The following is a 19891-nucleotide window of genomic DNA, read 5'->3' as shown; positions in this document are numbered from 1 at the left end:
GCGGCTACGAGGACGCCCCCGACCCCGCGGTCTTCATCCGCGACCCGGCCTCGTACTCCGGCCGCGCGATCACCCTCCCGTCCCTGCACTGAGAAAGGCCCTGCCCGTGATCACACTGACGCTCGCCGAGATCGCCGAAGCCACCGGGGGAACCGTTCACGACGCGCCCGATCCGGAGCGGGTGCGCGTCACGGGCCGGAGCGGCAGCGACTCGCGGCAGGTCGGGCCGGGCGGGATGTTCGTCGCGGTGACGGGGGCGCGGGTGGACGGCCACGACTTCGTCGAGCAGGCCGTGGCCGGCGGTGCCGTCTGCGTCCTGGCGTCCCGACCGGTGGGTGTGCCCGCGGTCGTCGTGCCCGAGGTGACGGCCGCGCTCGGGCGGCTTGCGCAGTACGCCCTGACGCGTACGGGGGCGCAGGTCGTCGCGCTGACCGGTTCGGCGGGCAAGACCACGACGAAGGACCTGCTCGCGCAGGTGCTGTCCCGTCACGGCCGGACGGTTGCGACGCCGGGCAGTTTCAACACCGAGATCGGTCTGCCCCTGACCGTGCTGTCGGCTGACGAGGACACTCGCTTCCTGGTGCTGGAGATGGGCGCCCGGCATGTCGGCGACATCGCCTACCTCGCGACCCTGACCCCGCCGACGCTCGGGATCGTGCTGAACGTCGGCTCCGCTCACGTCGGTGAGTTCGGCAGCCGCGAGGCCATTGCCGAGGCCAAGAGCGAACTCGTCCAGGCCCTCCCGCCCGCCTTCGAGGGCGGAGTGGCGATCCTCAACGCCGACGACGACCTGGTCGCCGCGATGGCCGACCGCACCAAGGCCGCGGTCACGTACTACGGCACCAGCGAGCGGGCGACCGTCCGCGCGACCGGCATCGAATTGACCGCCGGCCGCGCCGCCTTCCACCTCCACACCCCCGACGGCAACGCCCCCGTCACCCTCCAGCTCCTCGGTGCCCACCAGGTCCACAACGCCCTCGCGGTTGCCGCCACCGCCCACGCCCTGGGCATGCCGACCCCCGCCATCGCCGAGGCCCTGACCTCGGCGGCACCTGTCTCGGCCGCCCGCCTGCAGATCCTGGAGCGCCCCGACGGCGTCACGATCATCAACGACGCCTTCAACGCCAACCCCGAATCCACCCGCGCCGCCCTGGAAACCCTCGTCTCCCTCGCCCAAGGCCGCCGCACCATCGCCGTCCTCGGCGAGATGAAAGAACTCGGCCCCACATCGATCGCCGCTCACGAGGCAATCGGCCGCCTCGTCGGAACCCTCCCCGTCGACGTGCTCGTCACTGTCGGCACAACCCCGGAGATGACGGCATTGGCCAAGGCCGCCGTTGCGACCGAGTCCACGCTCACGGCGGCCGGCACGCCTGACGCCGAGTCCCTCCTCGCAGACCTGACCCCGCTTCTCGCGCCGCGCGACGTCGTCCTGATCAAGGCCAGTCGCTCGGTGGGGCTGGAACACTTCGCTGACGTTCTCAGCGATGAAGGCTAGAGGCGCGTAACGTCCGCGCAGCTTCTCGAATCGGGCGGCGGGCGGAGGTCCAACGATTCCTTGCGCGGGCCGGCAGTTCGTCTCTACGCGATCGCCCTGCGTACGTGCTCAAGCCGTGGCCGGTTCTCTTCCAGCCACCCGGTCGGCACGTCCACGGGAACCTGGACCGAACGGTCGCCGACCGGGCTGCAGTGGCCCTTCACGATGTGCGTGGGATCCTGTCGGCCATGGTCGGGAACCAGGGTGGGCAGCGGGCGGTGGGAGGCGTGGAGAGCCACGTGCGGGGCTTCTTCCAGGGGCACTCGGTCACCGCGGAGGACTACGACCTCGGGGCTGGGCGTAGGGAGAAGGTTCCTAACCTGCGGATTCTCACCGTGAGCCCGGGGCCGCGCGCTGACAGTTGGGCGTACGTCACCGCGGGCTGCTGGTCCGTGGTGGGGAAAGACGGCCACGGCCTGGAGTTCGTCCTTGCGGCGCCTGTTCGCGACGAGCGGTTCGCCGCGCTTCTCGCCATGACCGCCTATTACCACGCCGTTCACCACCTGGATCTCGGGCACAGCCTGCCCATCGGGGAACCGTGGCTGCCCGGGTCCGCGTGCGACCACCTGCTGATCAGCCTTCCCTACCTCCACGGTCCCGACCTCGAACACTGCCCGCTGCCGGACGGCCACGCCCGCATTCTCTGGGTTCTGCCGGTCACCGCGGCGGAGATGGCATACCGCCGTGAGCACGGCCACGAGGCTCTTGAGCAGCGCTTCGACGAGCACGCGATCGTTCCCACCGATCCGAAGAGGCGATCCGTCGCCTGAGCTTTCGCGCGCGGCCCGCGCGAGCGTGTGGTGGTGCCTGTCTCGCGGGTGGTGCCGACGCCGGGCACGAACGGACAGCCGCTCCAGCTCGGGACGGCCCCGTCGTTCAGGGACGCGGGCCGAAGCTCGTACGACCGTGTCGGGCAGGTGCCTGCCGGCGTCCGGCAGGGTGGGGGATTGACCGCGTGATTGGTCCAGTCCTATGGTCGCGATGCGCGGTGAGTCACGTTGGTGTTCCTTGTTCGCGAGTGTGAACGCGACCGGGGGAGTGCGGGCGTGGCGCGCGTGAGCGATCACGAAGGCTCGTCCCCCACCAACCGTTCGTGAGAGGCATCGCCATGGAACGACGCAGTTTTCTGACCGGCACGCTCGCGCTCACCGCGGCCGGTTTACCCACGCTGGCCGCGCCCGCCGCACGCGCCGTGAGTGCCGCGGCGCCGGCGTCCACCTTGCCGGCGCGGCCCGACATCGTCCTGGTGCTGCGTCGGGTGGCCGACCAGTGGATCGGCGCGCATCCCCGGGGCGGGGACAACCAGTGGGCCAACGCCACCCTGATGAGCGGCCTCATGGCGCTCTACCGGCTCACCTCCGACGCCACATACCTGAACTACGTGACGAACTGGGCCCAGGCGCACAGCTGGGGGCTCAACGGCGGCACCGGCACCCGTGACGCCGACAACCAGTGCGCGGGGCAGGCGTACCTCGACCTGTACGACCTCGCGCCCGCCGACAGCAAGATCGCGGCGATCGAGTCCTGCCTGCACACCATGACGTACGTCAACCAGGTCAACAAGAACGACGACTGGTGGTGGGACGACGCCCTCCACATGGCCATGCCGCAGTTCGCCCGGCTCGGTGTGCTACGCGGCGACAGCGGCTACTTCGACAAGCTGCACCGGCTCTACACCCACACCAAGAGCGCCGAAGGCGGCCCCGGGCTCTACGACGCGGCGACCGGGCTGTGGTACCGCGACAAGAACTTCCTGCCCGGCGGCATCGTCTCGCCGTCCGGCAAGCCGGTGGTGTGGTCGCGCGGCAACGGCTGGGTCGCAGGGGCGCACACCAAGGTCCTCAAGGCCCTGCCCGCCGGCCAGGCAGACGTCCCCGAATACCGCGCCACCCTCACCCGGCTGATCACCGCGGTCGCTCCCGTCCAGCGCAGCGACGGCTTCTGGAACGTCAACCTCGCCGACCCCGCCCACTTCCCCGGGCCCGAGACCAGCGGCACCGCCTTCTTCCTCTACGGCACCGCCTACGCCGTCGCCTCCGGCCTGGTGGACCCCAGCACTTATCTGCCGGTCGCGGCCCGCGCCTGGAACGGCCTGGTCGCCACCGCCGTCCACCCGGACGGAGTGCTCGGCTACGTCCAGAAGGTCGGCGACCGCCCCGACTCCAGCCAGCCCGTCACCTACGACAGCAGCGCCGACTTCGGCGTCGGCGGCTTCCTGCTGGGCGGCACGGAGGTGGCCGCGCTCGCCTCGCCCGGAACCGGCGGCGGCGGTCCGGCCTCGGGCACGTACGCGCTGCGCGCCCGGATCAACAGCCGCTACGTCACCGCCGAGGACGGCGGCGCTTCGCCGCTGATCGCCAACCGCACCAGCGTGCAGGGGCGGGAGACCTTCACCCTGACGGCCGGCTCCGGCGGCGACGTGACGCTGCGGGCGCAGGCCAACGGCAAGTACGTCAGTGCGGACGACGCGGGTGCCTCGCCGCTCATCGCCAACCGCGCGGCGGCGCAGGCCTGGGAGACCTTCCAGGTCGTCGCCAACGCCAACGGCTCGGTGAGCCTGCGGGCGCAGGCCAACGGCAAGTACGTCACCGCGGGGAACGCCGGTGCCTCGGCGCTCGTCGCGAGCGCCGCGACGGTCGGGACGTGGGAGCAGTTCGACCTCCTCGCCCTGTAGGAGGCCGGGCCGCGGAGGGGCCGGAGAGCCGGGTCAGGCGTCGGGGGAATGGGCCGGTTCCGGGTGGGGGGCGTCGATCTCGGGTTCCAGGCCCTCGGTCACGGCGGCGGCGGGCCGGTGGGCGTCGGAGCGCCAGGCTTCGAAGGCCCAGGCCGTCGCCGCCACCACCGTGAGGCCGAGCAGCCAGCCGCCGATCACGTCGCTGCACCAGTGGACGCCGAGCGCCACGCGCGTGAAGCCCACGCCCACCACGGCCACCGCGGAGGTCAGCCAGCACAGCCGGTGCGCGGCGCGCGGCACCAGCGGCAGCAGGACCAGCAGGAAGATCGCGAAGGACGTGGTGGCCGTCATCGCGTGTCCGGAGGGGAAGGAGTATCCCGGCGCGTGCGCCACCGGATCCGGCAGGGCGGGGCGGGCCCGTTCGACGACCGCCTTCACGAGCGTGCCGGTGAGCGCGCTCGCGAGCGCGGTCACCGCCGACCACGCGGCCAGCCGCCAGGCCCTGCGGTGCAGCAGCCAGAGGGTGAGCAGCGCCACCGCGGTGCGCAGGGTGCCGGGGCTGAGGATGTGGTTCGACACGAAGGCCAGCCCGTCCGTCCACCCCTGGTGGTGGAGCGCTCGGCGGTGCAGGGTGTCGGCTGCTCCGCTGTCCACGCGCCGGAGCGGTCCCCAGTGCGCCTCCACCAGGACGAGCACGAGCCCGAACAGCGCCGCCGCGACCGCCGCGCCGGCAGCCGAACCGAGCAGGTGGGCGCCGTACTTGCGGTCGGCCCGGCGGATGCGGTCGCGGGCGGACGGGGGGCCGGTGAGCCTCGTGGGGGCGGGGTGCGAGGGCATGTCATGCTCCGGGATCGGCTTGGGCGGGGCCCGGCCGCAACGCCCGCGCCGCCTCCAACTGGGCCGCGAAGGACAGTCCGAGGAAGAGGGCGAGCGATGTCAGGTAGGACCACAGGAGAAGGGCCATGAACGCGCTCAGCGGGCCGTAGACGGTGTCGAACGAACCGCTGTAGCGCAGGTACAGGGCCAGCAGCGTGGTGAGTCCGGCCCACAGGACGATGGAGACGGCGGCCCCGAACGCCAGCCATGTGTAGCCCGGCTGACGCCGTCGCGGCGACCCGCGGAAGATCACACTCGCCGACGCCAGGGCGAGGAGTACCCCGGCGGGCCAGCGTAGGGCGTTCCACACGCTCAGGGCGGTGCCGCCCCCCGCGTGCCAGACCTCCACCACCGAGGCCCCGAGTTCGTCCCCGGCCACCATCGCGACGGTCGCCAGGCCCAGCGGCGCGCCGGCCGTCACCGACATCACCAGGCCCCGGGCGTACTTCTGGCGGAAGGGCCGGTCCCGCTCGACGCCGTAGATCCGGTTCGCCCCGCGCTCGATCTGGCACATGGCCGTCGTGAGATTCACCCAGGAGAAGATCAGGCCGAACCACAGGGCGAACCGGGCGCCCTCCCCGGCGTGCCGGCGGCTGCGGGCGAGCGCGTCCTCGACGACCTGCTCGCTCGGGCCGGACGCCAGCCGGCGGATCGTCAGCTCGGCGATCCGCCCCAGGCTCTCGCCGTGCAGCGCGGTGGACAGGCCCACGAAGGCAATGGCCAGCGGGATCACCGCCAGCACGATCTGCAGGGCCAGGGCCCGCGCATGGCTGAAACCGTCGGCGTAGCGGAAGCGGACGAAGGAGTCGCGCAGCAGCGGCCACCGGCCGTAGCGGAGCAGCGCGGCCATCGCCTCGTCGGCCGACAGCTCGTCCTCGGGCATGTCATGGGTCTGCGGGACCCGTGTCGCGGTGCCCATTCAGACCTCCGTACCCGGCTCGGGACGGAAGACGCGTATCCCTCCGCGTACGACGCGCGCCGAGATGCGCCGCCCGGCGGACACCGGGTCGCCGTCGATCTCGCGCGGGCAGGGGGCGTGCAGGATCAGCTCGGCGTCACGGCAGGCGAAGATCTCCGGTCCGCCGGGCCGGGGGTGCCGGGAGGGCCCCCGGAGGATCTGCGCCGTAGCGGAGATCCAGCCGCGCAGGCCGTGCGGGTCGAGCAGCACGACGTGCAGGAGGCCGTCGTCCGGGCGGGCGGCGGGGGCGAGCGAGGCGCCGCCCTGGAGGCGGCCCACGTTGGCGATCACGGCCATGCGCACGGTGCGGTGCACGGGCTCACCGCCGTCCAGGCACAGCGAGAGGCGTGTGCGGGCGGTGCGCAGGGCGCGCACCGAGGCCAGGGCGTAGGCGGGCCAGCCCAGCGCGGACTTGGCGCGGTCCGGCGTCGCCTCCATCAGCGCGGCGTCCAGTCCCGCGCCCGCCATGACGCAGAAGTGGGTCGCGGGCAGCCCGTCGCCCTCGACGAGGCCGAGGTCCACGGGACGCGGGGAGCCGCCGAGTGCCGTGTCGAGGGCCCGGGCGGGGTCGAGGGGCAGGCCGAGGTTGCGGGCGAGCAGATTTCCGGTGCCGTGCGGGGCGATCGCCAGCGGCACGCCCGTACCGGCCAGGGCGTCGGCGACCGACCGGACGGTGCCGTCGCCACCGCAGACGACGACCGTTTCCGCTCCGTCGGCCACGGCCCGCGCGGCCTGGCCGCCTCCCGGGTCGTCGACGGTGGTCTCGGCGAAGCGCGGTGACCTCCGGCCGTGGCGTTCCAGCACCAGCCGGAGGCGGTCGCGGTCGGAGGCGGTGACGGAGACGGGGTTGACGATCACGACCGTCGTACCGGGAGCCGGCTCGACGTCCTTCCGCGCCTCGGCCACGGAGGCGTCCACGGCGTTCTCCGGGAGCGGGGCGGGGAGGGCGTCGCCGGTCAGCACCGTTCGGCCCACGATCAGCAGCGAGAGCGCCCCGTTGAGCATCCCGCCCGCGACGTCCGTCGGATGGTGCATCCCGCGGTACAGGCGGCAGGTACCCACCATCAGCGGTAGCAGCGTCAGCAGGACGGCCACCGCGATCCGCCAGGGGCGGCTCAGCCTGCGGGCGCGGATGAGCACGAGAACGGCGAGCCCGCCGTACAGGGCGGTGGCGGCGCCGGTGTGTCCCGAGGTGTAACTCGACGTCGGGGGCGAGTTGTCGAGCCGGTGCACCTCGGGCCGGTTGCGATCCACGGCGGAGGTGATGGCGAGGAACACGAGCGCCTGGAGCGACACGCTCACCGCGAGGAAGACGGCCTCGCGCCACCGCGGCAGGACCGGCGCGAGGACCAGGACGCCGCAGGCGACCAGCGTGATCGCGATGATCGTCAGGGTGTTGCCCGCCTCGGATCCGAGAGACGTCAGCGTGTCGAAGGTGCTCGTCCGCACGTGCTCGAAGCCCTCGTTGACGCGGTCCTCGGCGGTGATCGGCCACAGATGGCGCGCCGGGCCGGTGATCAGCAGGCCCAGCCCGATCAGCAGCGCCGCCTGGCACGCCGTCAGCGCGGTGATGCGCGCGGCGGTGGCGGCGGTTCCGGTGGTCAGCAGGGGCGGACCACCGGCACGGGACGGGACGGCGGACCGGCGGCTCGTGCCGCGGCGGGGGCCGGGAACGCTACGGTCCGGGAGCACGGTGGGCATGGGACCCCCTGTTCGGCGGGTGGGCTGCGGAGGACGGGCGGGTGCGTGTGCGGTTGCGCCGCCGGGCGGACGGGCTCCGGCCGCGGGCTTGGCGGCGCCACGCTGTATCCGCGGAGGCGGTGGTTCAGAGGAAGCGGCGGATGGGCAGCACGGCCGCCTCGCGGGCGCGCTGGAGCGGTGCGCGGCGGCGCCACCGGGAGGGCTCGATCGCCTCGGCACGCAGCATGTCGCGCTCGAAGTCGGCGTCCAGCGAGGCCGTGAAGTCCTCGTCCAGCACGGCCAGCATGACTTCCTCGTCGTGGTCCATCGACCGGCGGTTGAAGTTCGACGAGCCGATCAGCGCGCCCACCCCGTCCACGGTGGCGATCTTCGTGTGGAGCATCGTCGGCTGGTACTCCATGATCTCCACGCCCGCGTCGAGCAGCGACGCGTACAGATACTGCCCGGCGAGCCGGCAGGCGCGCTGGTCGGTGTGCGGGCCGGGCAGCATGATCTGCACCTGGACGCCGCGCCGGGCGGTCGCGCGCAGCAGGTCCGCGAAGTAGCGGTCGGGGGCGAAGTAGGCGGTGGAGAGCCGGAAGCGCTCCTCGGCCGAGGCGATGACCACGCGCAGCAGCGTCTGCAGGTCCTGCCACCCGACGCTCGCGGACCCGCGGACCACCTGCACCACCGCCTTCCCCGGCTGCTCGTGCGGGACGAAGCGGTCGTGGTCGTCGAACAGCTCGGTGTGGCATTCCGCCCAGTTCTGCGCGAAGGCGGCGCTGATCCCGTCGACCGCCGGGCCCCGGACCTCGACATGGGTGTCGCGCCACTCGTCGGGGTTGCGGGCGTCCCCGCACCACTCCTGCGCGATGCCCACGCCACCGGTGAACGCGCGGTCCTCGTCGACGATCAGCGCCTTGCGGTGGCAGCGGTGGTTCTGCTTGAACGGCGAGAGCCACAGGGGCTTGCGGAACCACGCCACATGCACGCCGGCCGCCTCCATCGTCTCCAGGAGGGCCGGCTCGATCTGCTGGGCGCCGAAACCGTCGAGCAGCAGCCGTACGCGCACGCCGGCGGCGGCTCGTTCGGCGAGGGCGTGCGCGAAGTCGCGGGCGATCTGGCCGCGCCAGTACACGAAGGTCATCATGTCGACGGTGTGCCGGGCGCCTCGCACCGCGGAGAGGAGGGCGGGGAAGATCTCGTCGCCGTTGCGCAGCGGGCGCAGCGCGTTGCCCTCGGTGGCGGCGATGCCGATGAGGCGTTCCAGCCGCCTGCGCAGCCGCTGGGCCCGGGCGAGCCGGTCGGGGGCCGGTGGCTCGGCGTGCCCGTTGTCGCGCGGGGCCCCGCTGTCGTGCTGGGCGCGGAAATCCACAACCGTCATCTCAACCTCCCGTGGAACGGCGTCCGTCGGCCGTCTCCGGCCGACGGCACCCATTCCCCGTCTGCCCAGCCGTCGCCGGATGAGGCCCGCTGACCAGCGGGACGTCTTCGGAGGACGGCGGACCGGCCGGATCCGGGCGGTCCGGTGGCTCAGCCCACGACGAGCGGCAGGCGCGAGGCCAGGGCGCCCAGTTCGGCGCGCCGCGCCGCGGTCGGGGCGCGGCGGCCGGTGCCGACCAGGAGCGCTTCGGCGTCGGGCCAGGCCGCGGGGAAGGGGGCGGCCGCGAGCTGTTCCAGCAAGGCGCGGGCCCTGGCCAGGGACTCGGGCGGCGGGCCGGGGACCGCGGGGAGGTGGGCGGTCAGGTCGAGGTGGTGCAGCGTCCACTCCAGGACGTACGCGCCCAGGTAGTCGCGGGCGGTCAGGATCTGCCCGCGGGTGCCGACCCGGGCAGTGGGGTCGGCGAGTTGCGCGGCGCGTCCGGCGGCGGAGCCGACGTCGTCGAGGTGGAAGGCGAGGAGCGCCGGGTCCTGGTAGGCCGCGGCGAGCCGGACCGTCAGCGCGTCGAGCGGGTCCTCGCCCGTCGGGGCGGTGGAGGAGACCTCCCAGTACGTGACGGCGTCGCGGGTCGGCTCGCCGCTTTCGGGGGTCGCCAGCGTGATCAGCACGTCCTGCGCGTCGATGACCAGGTGGCACACCAGGTCGCGGACCAGCCAGCCGGCACATCCCGAGGGCTTGCCGAAGTCCTCCTCGGCGAGCCCGGCGACGGCCGCGCGCAGGGCGGTCCACGACTGCGTGAAGAGGTCCATGACCGCAACCTAGCAACGCGGCGGGGCGGCTGGGCGGCGAGGCGGCGCGGACCTTGGGACGGCGCGAGCGGGGGCCGTGGGGCTGCCGGGCTGCGCGGGAGGGCGGCCGGGTGGAGGGCCCGGCCCCGGTACGGGGCCTCTCCACCTGGGGGTGGACGCGGGATTTCCACCTGGGGCTTGATCCGCTGAACAGCGGGTTTGCGTAGATTCGAAGACACCGGCAGACCGCCGGTGATCCCCGCATCATCCTGTGGAGGTGCCCGTCATGTCCGGCTGGCTCAACGCTCTCGTGGTCGTCGCGGTCCTCGGCCTGGTGATCGCCCGCCAGCTCCGTCCGCGCCGGGTCTCGGCGGGCGGGCGGTGGTGGCTGATCCCCGGGATCTTGCTGGTGCTGGCGATACGGGACGGCGGGCTGGTCGATCCGGCGCACCGCGATCTCTCGGTCCTGCTGCTGTGCGCCGAGTTGCTGGTGGGCGCCGGCATAGGCCTCGCGTGGGCACGGACGACCCGGGTGTGGACGGAGAAGGACGGCTCGGTCTGGACGCAGGGGACGAGGGCGAGCATCACGGTGTGGGTGGTCGGCATAGCCGTGCGCGTCGCGCTCTACGCCGCGGGGACCGCCGCCGGGGTGCGCGAGGAGACGGGGTCGGTCCTGCTCGCGGTGGCCCTCACGCTGCTGATACGTGCCGCGCTGCTCGTACGGCGGGCCCGGGGCGTGGAGCCGTCGTACCGTACGGTCGCATGAGCATGGGGACGTCCTGGCCGTCGAAGGAGGCCCTGGACCGCTCGGGCAGGTCGGCTGGCCGCCGCGGGCTCGGACGCGGGGTCAGGGTGGTACTGCTGGCGGTCGCGGTGTGGGCGACGGTCACCAGGACGCATCTGCCCGCCTGGCAGATCGCGCTGGCCCTGGCCGGTATCGCCGCCGCGAGCGCGGTGCTGTGGCTCTTCTTCACGGTCACCCTGCGGCGGTTGCTGTGGCCCGCGGTGGCGCTCATGGTGCTGCTGATCGGTGCCGCGAGCGCCTGCCAGGCGCTGGACGCGCCCGTCGCGGCGAGCGTGCTGCTCTGCGGGGTGGCGATGGTCTCCCTGCAGCGGCTGCCGCTCGCGGCGGCGGTGCCGATCGCCGGGGTGGCGCTGGCCGACTTCGTCCTGGTCGGCGGTTCCGACGGCAGGCCGGCGGCGCTGCTCACGGTGCTGGGGTTGTGCCTGCTGGGCTACACAGCCCGGCTGGACGCCGAGGCGCGGGGCAACACGCAGCGGCTGCTCGCGCAGGAGCGGGCCGCGCGCAAGGCGGAGGCCGAGACGGCGGCGCTGGCCGAGCGGGCGCGGATCGCGCGGGAGATCCACGACGTGCTGGCGCACAGCCTGTCGGCCCAGACGGTCCACCTGGAGGCGACCCGGCTGCTCATCGAGCGGGGCGCGGACCGCGAGGTGGTGCTGGAGCGGGTCGTGGCGGCACGCCGGATGGCGCGGGAGGGCCTGGCCGAGACGCGGCAGGCGCTGTCGGCGCTGCGGGGGGACATGTCGCCGGTGGAGGACTTCCTGCGGGAGCTGGTGTCGTCGGAGGGCGCGCGGTTGGAGGTGACGGGGGAGTCGCGGGGGATCCCGGCGGAGGCGGGTCTGGCGGTGCGGCGCGTGGCGCAGGAGGCCATGACGAACGTCCGCAAGCACGCGCCGGGGGCGCGGGTCGAACTGCGGCTGGAGTACCGCCCGGCGGAGGTGCAGCTGGAGTTCAGGGACTTCGGTGCTCCAGGGCCTGTGGACAACTCTCTGGGGGCCTCCGGATCCGGCTACGGTCTTGTGGGGATGCGGGAGCGCGCCGAGCTGCTGGGCGGCGCGCTGGACGCGGGACCGGTGGAGGAGGGTTTCGTGGTGCGGTTGCGGGTGCCCGCATGACGCGGGTGGTGGTCGCGGACGACCAGACGGTCGTGCGCGAGGGAATCGTGACGTTGTTGGGGCTGCTGCCCGGGATCGAGGTGGTGGGAGCGGCGGCGGACGGCGAGGAGGCCGTCCGGCTGGCGGCGGAGATGAAGCCGGACGTCGTGCTGATGGATCTGCGGATGCCGCGGTGCGACGGGGTGGAGGCGACCCGGAGGATCCGGGCCGGGTGTCCGGCGACGCAGGTGGTGGTGCTCACCACCTATGCCGACGACGACTCGCTCTTCCCGGCGCTGCGGGCAGGGGCGCGCGGGTATCTGACGAAGGACGCCGGCGGGGAGGAGATCGCCCGGGTGATCGCGGATGTCTCCGCGGGCGGGGCAGGGTTGTCGCCGGCGCTCCAGGGCCGGGTGCTGGAGGTGCTGGCGGGGCGAGGTGATGTCGGGGGTACGACGCGACGCGCCGAGAGGAGGGAATTGCCGGACGGGTTGACGGTCCGGGAGGCGGAGGTGCTGGCGCTGGTGGCGGAGGGGCTGTCGAACGCCGAGATCACCGCGAGGCTGCAGGTCAGCATGGCCACGGTGAAGACGCACATCAACAACCTGTTCGCGAAGACGGGGGTGCGGGACCGCGCTCAGGCCGTGGGATACGCCTACCGGAAGGGCATCACCTGATGGGGTGAGCGATTCGTGATTGTCCGCCGGGATCTTCCTGCTCTGTCCAAAATGGGGCACACGGCTCATCTGGCCGTGGAACGAGGAGAGTTCGGTGAACAAGCACGACGGCGGCGACCCTTTGGCGCTGCGGGTGGACGACCCATGGCGGGACACCGGAGAGGAAGAACTCTGGCTGCCCGGTCAGGCCGAGCCTCCCGCGCCGCCCGAGGAGAGAGCTCCGGCTGCCGCGGCGGTGACGGGGGACCGGGGGGCGGTCTACGAGGAGGTGCAGTTGAGTGCCGCGTTCCGGGAAGTGCGGCAGCGGTACCGAGGATTCGCCTTCCCGGCGGCGGCCGCGTTCGTGGCCTGGTATCTGCTCTACGTCGTGATGGCCACCACGGCGCCGGGGCTGATGGGCCGCCGCGTCGCCGGGCAGCTCAACGTGGCGATGGTCGCGGGGCTGGCGCAGTTCGCCACGACGTTCCTGCTGACCTGGGCGTACACCCGGCACGCGCGGCTGCGCAGGGACCGGGCGGCACTCGACCTGCGCTGGACGCTGGCGACCAGGACCGGGCAGGAGCGCGTGCGGTGAAGGACCAACGGATGACAGCGGCGGCGTATCTGGCGGATTCGGCCGGCGAGCACCAGGGGCTGGCCGTGGTGCTGTTCACGGTGTTCGTCTCGGTGACACTGGCGATCACCGCGTGGGCGGGGCGGCAGCGCAGCTCGTCGGTGGAGTTCTTCGCCGGCGGCCGGATGTTCAGCCCCATGGAGAACGGATTCGCGATCTCCGGCGACTACATGTCGGCGGCGTCCTTCCTCGGCATCTCGGGGCTGATCGCGCTGTACGGCTACGACGGGCTGCTGTACTCGGTGGGCTTCCTGGTCGCCTGGCTCGTGGTGCTCATGCTGGTCGCGGAGCTGGTGCGCAACTGCGGGCGCTACACGCTGGCGGACGTGCTGTCGGCCAGGATGAAGCAGCGCCCGGTGCGGATCGCGGCGGGCACCTCGTCGGTCGTGGTGTCCGTGCTCTACCTGGTGGCGCAGATGGTGGGGGCCAGCAGCCTGGTCGGGCTGCTGCTCGGCGGGGAGAGCACCGCGGCGCGCACCTGGGCGGTGATCGGCTGCGGGGCGCTGATGGTCTTCTACGTGACCTTCGGCGGGATGCGGGCCACCACGTGGATCCAGATCGTCAAGACGGTGCTGCTGATGAGCGGCACGGTGCTGCTCACCGTGATGGTGCTGTGGCGCTTCCACGGCAACGTCGACGACCTCCTGCGGTCGGCGGTCGGCGGCAGCGGGCAGGGGCACGCCTTCCTGGCGCCCGGGCTCAAGTACGGCGGGAGCTGGACCTCGCGGCTGGACTTCGTGAGCCTCGGCCTCGCCCTGGTGCTGGGCACCGCGGGGCTGCCGCACATCCTGTCGCGCTTCTACACGGTGCCGACGGCCCGCTCGGCGCGGCAGTCGGTGGTGTGGGCGATCGGACTCATCGGGGCGTTCTACCTGATGACGATCGTGCTGGGCTTCGGCGCCGCGGCCGTCGTCGGGTCGGACACCGTGCGCTCGTCCAACGCGGCGGGCAACACCGCCGTGCCGCTGCTCGCCGAGGCGCTCGGCGGCGGGGCGGGGACGACCGGCGGGACGGTGCTGTTCGCCATCGTCGGCGCCGTGGCCTTCGCGACCATCCTGGCCGTGGTCGCCGGTATCACCCTGGCCTCCTCGGCGTCGGTCGCGCACGACCTCTACACCGCGCTGCGCCGCCCCGCGGCCCGGCACGGGCGGCGCGACCCCAGCGAGGCCATGGAGGAGGACGAGGTGCGGGTCGCGCGTTTCGCCGCCGTCGGCATCGGTGCGGTGGCGATCGCGCTGAGCCTGCTCGCCCAGGACCAGAACATCGCCTTCCTGGTGGGTCTGGCCTTCGCGGTGGCCGCGTCGGCGAACCTGCCGGCGCTGCTCTACTCGCTGTTCTGGTCCCGCTTCACCACCCGCGGTTCGGTGTGGGCGATCTACGGCGGTCTGGTGCCCGCGCTGCTGCTGGTGGCGCTGTCGCCGGTCGTGTCGGGGCGGCCGGACGCGCTCTTCCCCGGGGTCGACTTCCACATCTTCCCGCTGGAGAACCCCGGGCTGATCTCGATCCCGCTCGGCTTCCTCGCCGGATGGCTCGGCACGGTGCTGTCGCCGGAGCCCGCCGACCCGAAGCGCTTCGCCGAGACCGAGGTCAGGTCGCTCACCGGGGCCGGAGCGGTGTAGCCCGCCCGGCCAGGCGGCTCGCCGCGGCCCGGGCACTGCGGTGCCCGGGCCGCGCGGGTGTCGCCGTACGGGTTCTTCAGGAACGGAAGCCGACGGCCGACACCCGCTCCGCCGCGAGGGCGGCGGGGGTGCCCAGCGCGCCGCCGCAGCTCTCCGGGCGCGGCGGCTGCGCGGCCGTCCGGGCGACGGAGACGTCCCAGGCCCGGCCGTCGGCGTGCCGCACCCGGACCGTCCAGTGGTCGGGCCCGTCCGCGGTGGTGCCCGAGACCTCCAGCGCGCCCTCCCGCTCCTCGCCGGTCAGCGCGCGTACGGCGAGGTCTGCGGCCTGCTCGGGGCGGTCCCAGAAGGAGCGGCCGCGGCAGCCGTCCAGGACGACCCGCCCGGCGTGCGCCGCCGCCAGCACCTCCTTGGCGAGCGGGCCGTCGACCCGCCCGTACGCGTAGCCGAAGGGCAGCACCAGCATGGTCGGGGAGAAGCGGTGGCCGCCCAGATGGGTGGCCTCCCAGACGCCGGCGCCCTCGGCGGCGGCCAGCGCGGCGGCGAGCGGACGGCCCTGCACCGCGCAGCAGCGGTCGCGCCGCCCGTTGGTGCACACCAGCGCGAGCGGCGGGCCCGCGTAGCCGTCCCCGAAGCCGCCGTGCGAGCCGGTGCCCAGCGCCGTGAAGTCCAGCGCCGCCAGCTCCGCCGGATCCGCGACGGACCCGGCGCGCACCCAGGAGGCGCCCGGCGCGGTGTGCGCCAGGAAGACCCGGTGCGCGGCGGGGACGTGCCGGTCGGCGTGCCGCCCGGGCCGCCGGATCAGCGCGACCCGCACCCCCGTGCCGTCGGCGAGCCGCTCCAGCTCCCGGCCCACCGCGGGGTCGAGCCGGCTCGATGTCAGCGCCTTGGGGCCCCACGGCCCGGGCTGCTCGACCAGCAGCCAGGTGCGCGCGACGGCCGCGGTCGCCGCCACGGATTCGCCCAGCTCCGCCGACGCGGACGTACACGTACCTCTCACCGGGCGAGCCTAACCCGCAGCTCCGCCACATCCGGTACGGCCCCCGGCAGCCCCGTCGCGCGCTTCCCGCGCAGGGGCCCGGCCACCGCTGCGGCGCCGGGCCCCGCGGCCTCACACCGGCCCGGCCACCACCGTCACCGGCTTCGCCAGCGGCACCCCCGAGCCGTCGCGGCGCGGGTCCTTCGGCGGCAGCTCGGCCGCGGCGCCGGTCGCCGTGGCGGCGCGGGCCGGCGTGGCGCCCGCCCAGGCCAGGATCAGCCCGTCCTCGCCCCGCAGGAAGCGCTGGCAGCGCACCCCGCCCGTCGCCCGGCCCTTGCGCGGGAACTGCTCGAACGGTGTCAGCTTCGCGGTGCCCTCGCCCGCGCCGTCCAGTGTGCCCTCGGACCGGGCCACGGTGAGGACCACCGCGTCCACCGCCGGGTCCACCGCGGTGAAGGAGATCACCTTGGCGCCCTCCGCGAGCTTGATGCCCGCCATGCCGCCGGCCGGCCGGCCCTGCGGGCGCACCTGGCCCGCGGGGTAGCGCAGCAGCTGGGCGTCGTCGGTGATGAAGACCAGGTCCTCCTCGCCCGTCCGCAGCTCGACCGCGCCCACCACCGTGTCGCCGTCCCTGAGGCCGATGACCTCCAGGTCGTCCTTGTTGGCCGGGTAGTCCGGCACGACGCGCTTGACCACGCCCTGCTCCGTGCCGAGCGCGAGGCCCGGCGAGGACTCGTCCAGCGTGGTCAGGCACAGCACCCGCTCGTCGTCCTCCAGCGAGACGAACTCGGCGAGCGGCGCGCCCCCGGCGAGCGTCAGCGGCCCGGCGGACTCCGGCAGCACCGGCAGGTCGATGACCGTCAGCCGCAGCAGCCGGCCGTGCGTGGTCACCGCCCCGATGTCGGCGCGGGCGGTGGTGGGCACCGCCGAGACGATCACGTCGTGCTTGGCGCGCTTGCCGCCGCCCCCGTCCCCGGTGGCGCCGGTCGTGGTGCGGGCCAGCAGCCCGGTGGAGGACAGCAGCACCCGGCACGGGTCGTCGGCGACCTCCAGCGGCACCGCGGCGACCGGCGCGCCGCCGGACTCCAGCAGCAGCGTGCGGCGCTCGGTGCCGTACTGCTTGGCCACCGCCGCCAGCTCCGCGGACACCAGCTTGCGCAGCTCCGCGTCGGAGTCCAGGATCCGCGTCAGCTCGGCGATCTCCGCGTTCAGCCGGTCGCGTTCGGCCTCCAGCTCGATCCGGTCGAAGCGGGTCAGCCGGCGCAGCGGGGTGTCCAGGATGTACTGCGTCTGGATCTCCGACAGGCCGAAGCGCTCCATCAGGCGCTCCTTGGCCTGCGCCGCGTTCTCGCTGGCCCGGATGATCGCGATGACCTCGTCGATGTCGACGAGCGCGACCAGCAGTCCGTCGACCAGGTGCAGCCGGTCGCGGCGCTTGGTGCGGCGGAACTCGCTGCGTCTGCGCACCACCTCGAAGCGGTGGTCGACGTAGACCTGGAGCAGCTCGCGCAGGCCCAGGGTGAGCGGCTGGCCGTCGACGAGCGCCACGTTGTTGATGCCGAAGGAGTCCTCCATCGGCGTGAGCTTGTAGAGCTGTTCGAGCACGGCCTCGGGGTTGAAGCCGTTCTTGATCTCGATGACCAGCCGCAGGCCGTGCTCGCGGTCGGTGAGGTCCTTGACGTCGGCGATGCCCTGGAGCTTCTTCGCGCCGACCATGTCCTTGATCTTGGCGATGACCTTCTCGGGCCCGACGGTGAAGGGCAGTTCGGTGACGACCAGGCCCTTGCGGCGCGGGGTGACGTCCTCGACGGTCACCGTGGCGCGGATGCGGAAGGTGCCGCGGCCGGTCTCGTACGCGTCGCGGATCCCGTCCAGGCCGATGATCCGGCCGCCGGTCGGCAGGTCGGGGCCCGGGACATGGCGCATCAGCGCGTCCAGGTCGGCATTGGGGTAGCGGATCAGGTGCCGGGCGGCCGCGACGACCTCGCCGAGGTTGTGCGGCGGCATGTTGGTGGCCATGCCCACCGCGATGCCCGACGAGCCGTTCACCAGCAGGTTGGGATACGCGGACGGCAGGACCGCGGGCTCCTGCTCCTGGCCGTCGTAGTTCGGCGAGAAGTCGACGGTGTCCTCGTCGATCGACTCGACCATCAGCTGCGCCGGGCCGGACATGCGGGCCTCGGTGTAGCGCATGGCGGCCGGCATGTCGTCCAGCGAGCCGAAGTTGCCGTGCCCGTCGACCAGCGGGAGGCGCTGCGAGAAGGGCTGCGCCATCCGCACCATCGCGTCGTAGATGGACGCGTCGCCGTGCGGGTGCAGCTTGCCCATCACCTCGCCGACGACGCGCGCGCACTTGACGAAGCCGCGGTCGGGGCGCAGGCCCATCTCGTTCATCTGGTAGACGATGCGGCGGTGCACCGGCTTCATGCCGTCCCGGGCGTCGGGCAGGGCGCGCGCGTAGATGACCGAGTAGGCGTATTCGAGATACGACGCCTGCATCTCGTCCACGACGTCGATGTCGAGGATCCGCTCCTCGAAACCGTCGTCCGGCGGCGGGGTCTTCGTCGTGCGGCGGGCCATCTCGGCGGCGCTCCTTCGTCTGGTTCCTGCTGCACCGGTGGTTCTGCTGCACCGGACATCTGTTCGGCTGGACCGGGTGAACTGACGCGGACCATTGTGGACCGCGCCGCCGACAACGCCGACCACGGCCCGGCACGAGCGCGTCCGCGACCGGGAACTTCACCGCCCGCGCACTCGCTTGCCTAGAGTGGCAGCACTCTACGCAGTCAGCGGACTGACGCACGCGACCGGAAGGACAGCTTGCCCATGGGTCACACGGCCTCGCCGGAGGCACACTCCAGCGGCCTGACAGCCACCGAGCACCGCCTGGCGAACGGGTTGCGGGTGGTGCTCTCAGTGGACCACCTCACCCCGGTCGCGGCCGTCTGCCTCTGGTACGACGTCGGTTCGCGCCACGAGGTCAAGGGGCGCACCGGCCTTGCCCACCTCTTCGAGCACCTGATGTTCCAGGGCTCGGCGAGCGTCACGGGCAACGGCCACTTCGAACTGGTCCAGGGCGCGGGCGGCTCGCTCAACGGCACCACCAGCTTCGAGCGCACCAACTACTTCGAGACCATGCCCGCCCACCAGCTGGAACTGGCCCTGTGGCTGGAGGCCGACCGGATGGGCAGCCTGCTGACCGCGCTGGACCAGGAGAGCCTGGACAACCAGCGGGACGTGGTCAAGAACGAGCGCCGCCAGCGGTACGACAACGTGCCCTACGGCACCGCCTTCGAGCGCCTCACCGCGCTCGCCTACCCCGACGGCCACCCGTACCACCACACTCCGATCGGCTCGATGGCCGACCTGGACGCGGCCTCGCTGGAGGACGCCCAGGCGTTCTTCCGCACGTATTACGCGCCCGGCAACGCGGTGCTCGCGGTCGTCGGCGACATCGACCCGGAGCAGACGCTCGCCTGGGTGGAGAAGTACTTCGGCACCATCCCCGCCCATGACGGCAAGCCCGAGCCGCGCGACGGCTCGCTGCCCGACGTGATGGGCGGCCAGTTGCGTGAGGTCGTCGAGGAGGACGTGCCCTCGCGCGCCCTGATGGCCGCCTACCGGCTGCCCGAGGACGGCACCCGTGCGGGTGACGCGGCCGATCTGGCGCTGACGGTGCTGGGCGGCGGCGAGTCCTCCCGGCTGCACAACCGGCTGGTGCGCCGCGACCGCACCGCCGTGACCGCCGGATTCGGGCTGCTGCGGCTGGCCGGAGCGCCGTCGCTGGGCTGGCTGGACGTCAAGTCGTCCGGCGGCGCCGAGCTGGCCGCGATCGAGGCCGCGGTCGACGAGGAGCTGGCCCGCTTCGCCGCCGAGGGCCCCACGCCCGAGGAGATGGAACGGGCGCAGGCGCAGCTGGAGCGCGAGTGGCTGGACCGGCTGGCCACCGTCGGCGGCCGGGCGGACGAACTGTGCCGCTTCGCGGTGCTGTTCGGCGACCCGCAGAAGGCGCTGACCGCGGTGCAGCGTGTGCTGGAAGTCACCCCGGAGGAGGTCCGGGCGGTGGCCGCGGCGCGGCTGCGCCCCGACAACCGGGCGGTGCTGCTGTACGAGCCCACGGGCAAGGCGGCGCAGGAGGCCGCGGAAGCCGACGGGGACGCCGACGACGCGGGTGCCGAGGCCGCCGCGGACCAGGAGGAGGGCGAGCTGTGAGCGA

Annotated in this window: 16 protein-coding genes; 9 read left to right on the top strand and 7 right to left on the bottom strand. The window is 73.3% G+C overall.

Going from position 1 to position 19891, the window contains the following annotated elements; translation table 11 throughout:
- Window positions 1-106: 106 nt before the first annotated feature.
- The 3 genes from murF to ACH4SL_RS35700 all read left to right on the top strand — a co-directional run bounded on the left by murF (window position 107) and on the right by ACH4SL_RS35700 (window position 4211).
- On the top strand, window positions 107-1498 hold the full coding sequence (gene murF / locus ACH4SL_RS35710; RefSeq protein WP_398454051.1) for a UDP-N-acetylmuramoyl-tripeptide--D-alanyl-D-alanine ligase: 1392 nt from the start codon (window positions 107-109) through the stop codon (window positions 1496-1498).
- Window positions 1499-1602: 104 nt separating this feature from the next.
- Window positions 1603-2307 (top strand): suppressor of fused domain protein, encoded by a 705-nt coding sequence (locus ACH4SL_RS35705; RefSeq protein ID WP_398454048.1) that lies wholly within the window; start codon window positions 1603-1605, stop codon window positions 2305-2307.
- 338 nt (window positions 2308-2645) lie between these two features.
- Window positions 2646-4211, top strand: coding sequence for a glycoside hydrolase family 88 protein (locus tag ACH4SL_RS35700; RefSeq protein ID WP_398454045.1), 1566 nt, complete (start codon window positions 2646-2648; stop codon window positions 4209-4211).
- Between the two features lie 33 nt (window positions 4212-4244).
- Here the strand turns inward: ACH4SL_RS35700 and ACH4SL_RS35695 are convergent, their stop codons facing one another.
- The 5 genes from ACH4SL_RS35695 to ACH4SL_RS35675 form a co-directional block, all read right to left on the bottom strand.
- Window positions 4245-5048: a phosphatase PAP2 family protein gene (locus ACH4SL_RS35695; protein ID WP_398454042.1), complete on the bottom strand. Its 804-nt coding sequence runs from the start codon at window positions 5046-5048 to the stop codon at window positions 4245-4247.
- Between the two features lies 1 nt (window position 5049).
- Window positions 5050-6006: a YihY/virulence factor BrkB family protein gene (locus ACH4SL_RS35690; protein WP_398454039.1), complete on the bottom strand. Its 957-nt coding sequence runs from the start codon at window positions 6004-6006 to the stop codon at window positions 5050-5052.
- The gene (locus ACH4SL_RS35685) at window positions 6007-7746 is read right to left on the bottom strand and encodes a diacylglycerol kinase family protein (RefSeq protein WP_398454036.1); all 1740 of its coding nucleotides are present in this window, start codon (window positions 7744-7746) and stop codon (window positions 6007-6009) included.
- Between the two features lie 124 nt (window positions 7747-7870).
- On the bottom strand, window positions 7871-9109 hold the full coding sequence (locus ACH4SL_RS35680) for a phosphatidylserine/phosphatidylglycerophosphate/cardiolipin synthase family protein (protein WP_398454033.1): 1239 nt from the start codon (window positions 9107-9109) through the stop codon (window positions 7871-7873).
- Window positions 9110-9258: 149 nt separating this feature from the next.
- Complete coding sequence (locus ACH4SL_RS35675; RefSeq protein WP_398454031.1) at window positions 9259-9915, bottom strand: maleylpyruvate isomerase N-terminal domain-containing protein; 657 nt, start codon at window positions 9913-9915, stop codon at window positions 9259-9261.
- Window positions 9916-10180: 265 nt separating this feature from the next.
- Between ACH4SL_RS35675 and ACH4SL_RS35670 the strand changes: the two genes are divergently transcribed.
- From ACH4SL_RS35670 to ACH4SL_RS35650, 5 genes are all read left to right on the top strand, one after another.
- The gene (locus ACH4SL_RS35670; RefSeq protein WP_398454028.1) at window positions 10181-10660 is read left to right on the top strand and encodes a DUF1453 domain-containing protein; all 480 of its coding nucleotides are present in this window, start codon (window positions 10181-10183) and stop codon (window positions 10658-10660) included.
- Window positions 10657-11811, top strand: a complete 1155-nt coding sequence (locus ACH4SL_RS35665; RefSeq protein WP_398454025.1) for a histidine kinase — start codon at window positions 10657-10659, stop codon at window positions 11809-11811. The genes ACH4SL_RS35670 and ACH4SL_RS35665 overlap by 4 nt, the downstream gene beginning before the upstream one ends.
- The gene (locus ACH4SL_RS35660; protein ID WP_398454022.1) at window positions 11808-12467 is read left to right on the top strand and encodes a response regulator; all 660 of its coding nucleotides are present in this window, start codon (window positions 11808-11810) and stop codon (window positions 12465-12467) included. Before ACH4SL_RS35665 ends, ACH4SL_RS35660 begins: the two co-directional genes overlap by 4 nt.
- Window positions 12468-12561: 94 nt before the next feature.
- On the top strand, window positions 12562-13041 hold the full coding sequence (locus tag ACH4SL_RS35655; protein ID WP_398454019.1) for a DUF485 domain-containing protein: 480 nt from the start codon (window positions 12562-12564) through the stop codon (window positions 13039-13041).
- A gap of 11 nt (window positions 13042-13052) precedes the next feature.
- Window positions 13053-14699 carry a cation acetate symporter gene (locus tag ACH4SL_RS35650; RefSeq protein WP_398454016.1) on the top strand — a complete coding sequence of 549 codons (1647 nt, stop codon included), beginning with the start codon at window positions 13053-13055 and terminating at the stop codon, window positions 14697-14699.
- Between the two features lie 76 nt (window positions 14700-14775).
- On the opposite strand, the gene ACH4SL_RS35645 is transcribed toward ACH4SL_RS35650, so the two are convergent.
- On the bottom strand, window positions 14776-15696 hold the full coding sequence (locus tag ACH4SL_RS35645) for a sucrase ferredoxin (protein WP_398454013.1): 921 nt from the start codon (window positions 15694-15696) through the stop codon (window positions 14776-14778).
- 111 nt (window positions 15697-15807) lie between these two features.
- Window positions 15808-18255, bottom strand: a complete 2448-nt coding sequence (locus ACH4SL_RS35640) for a DNA topoisomerase (ATP-hydrolyzing) subunit A (RefSeq protein WP_398454010.1) — start codon at window positions 18253-18255, stop codon at window positions 15808-15810.
- 246 nt (window positions 18256-18501) lie between these two features.
- Between ACH4SL_RS35640 and ACH4SL_RS35635 the strand changes: the two genes are divergently transcribed.
- A complete protein-coding gene (locus ACH4SL_RS35635) occupies window positions 18502-19887 on the top strand; it encodes a M16 family metallopeptidase (protein ID WP_398454007.1) in 1386 nt (461 codons plus the stop codon).
- Window positions 19888-19891 lie beyond the last annotated feature (4 nt).

Source organism: Streptomyces sp. NPDC021020, from assembly GCF_044333285.1.
Taxonomy (GTDB): Bacteria; Actinomycetota; Actinomycetes; order Streptomycetales; family Streptomycetaceae; genus Actinacidiphila.
This window is presented reverse-complemented; position numbering and strand designations above follow the sequence as displayed.

Coding starts and splice junctions, on each gene's coding strand:
- ACH4SL_RS35700 (WP_398454045.1), top strand. CDS start 2,646: ATGGAACGACGCAGTTTTCTGACCGGCACGCTCGCGCTCACCGCGGCC.
- ACH4SL_RS35695 (WP_398454042.1), bottom strand. CDS start 5,048: ATGCCCTCGCACCCCGCCCCCACGAGGCTCACCGGCCCCCCGTCCGCC.
- ACH4SL_RS35690 (WP_398454039.1), bottom strand. CDS start 6,006: ATGGGCACCGCGACACGGGTCCCGCAGACCCATGACATGCCCGAGGAC.
- ACH4SL_RS35685 (WP_398454036.1), bottom strand. CDS start 7,746: ATGCCCACCGTGCTCCCGGACCGTAGCGTTCCCGGCCCCCGCCGCGGC.
- ACH4SL_RS35680 (WP_398454033.1), bottom strand. CDS start 9,109: ATGACGGTTGTGGATTTCCGCGCCCAGCACGACAGCGGGGCCCCGCGC.
- ACH4SL_RS35675 (WP_398454031.1), bottom strand. CDS start 9,915: ATGGACCTCTTCACGCAGTCGTGGACCGCCCTGCGCGCGGCCGTCGCC.
- ACH4SL_RS35670 (WP_398454028.1), top strand. CDS start 10,181: ATGTCCGGCTGGCTCAACGCTCTCGTGGTCGTCGCGGTCCTCGGCCTG.
- ACH4SL_RS35665 (WP_398454025.1), top strand. CDS start 10,657: ATGAGCATGGGGACGTCCTGGCCGTCGAAGGAGGCCCTGGACCGCTCG.
- ACH4SL_RS35660 (WP_398454022.1), top strand. CDS start 11,808: ATGACGCGGGTGGTGGTCGCGGACGACCAGACGGTCGTGCGCGAGGGA.
- ACH4SL_RS35650 (WP_398454016.1), top strand. CDS start 13,053: ATGACAGCGGCGGCGTATCTGGCGGATTCGGCCGGCGAGCACCAGGGG.
- ACH4SL_RS35640 (WP_398454010.1), bottom strand. CDS start 18,255: ATGGCCCGCCGCACGACGAAGACCCCGCCGCCGGACGACGGTTTCGAG.
- ACH4SL_RS35635 (WP_398454007.1), top strand. CDS start 18,502: ATGGGTCACACGGCCTCGCCGGAGGCACACTCCAGCGGCCTGACAGCC.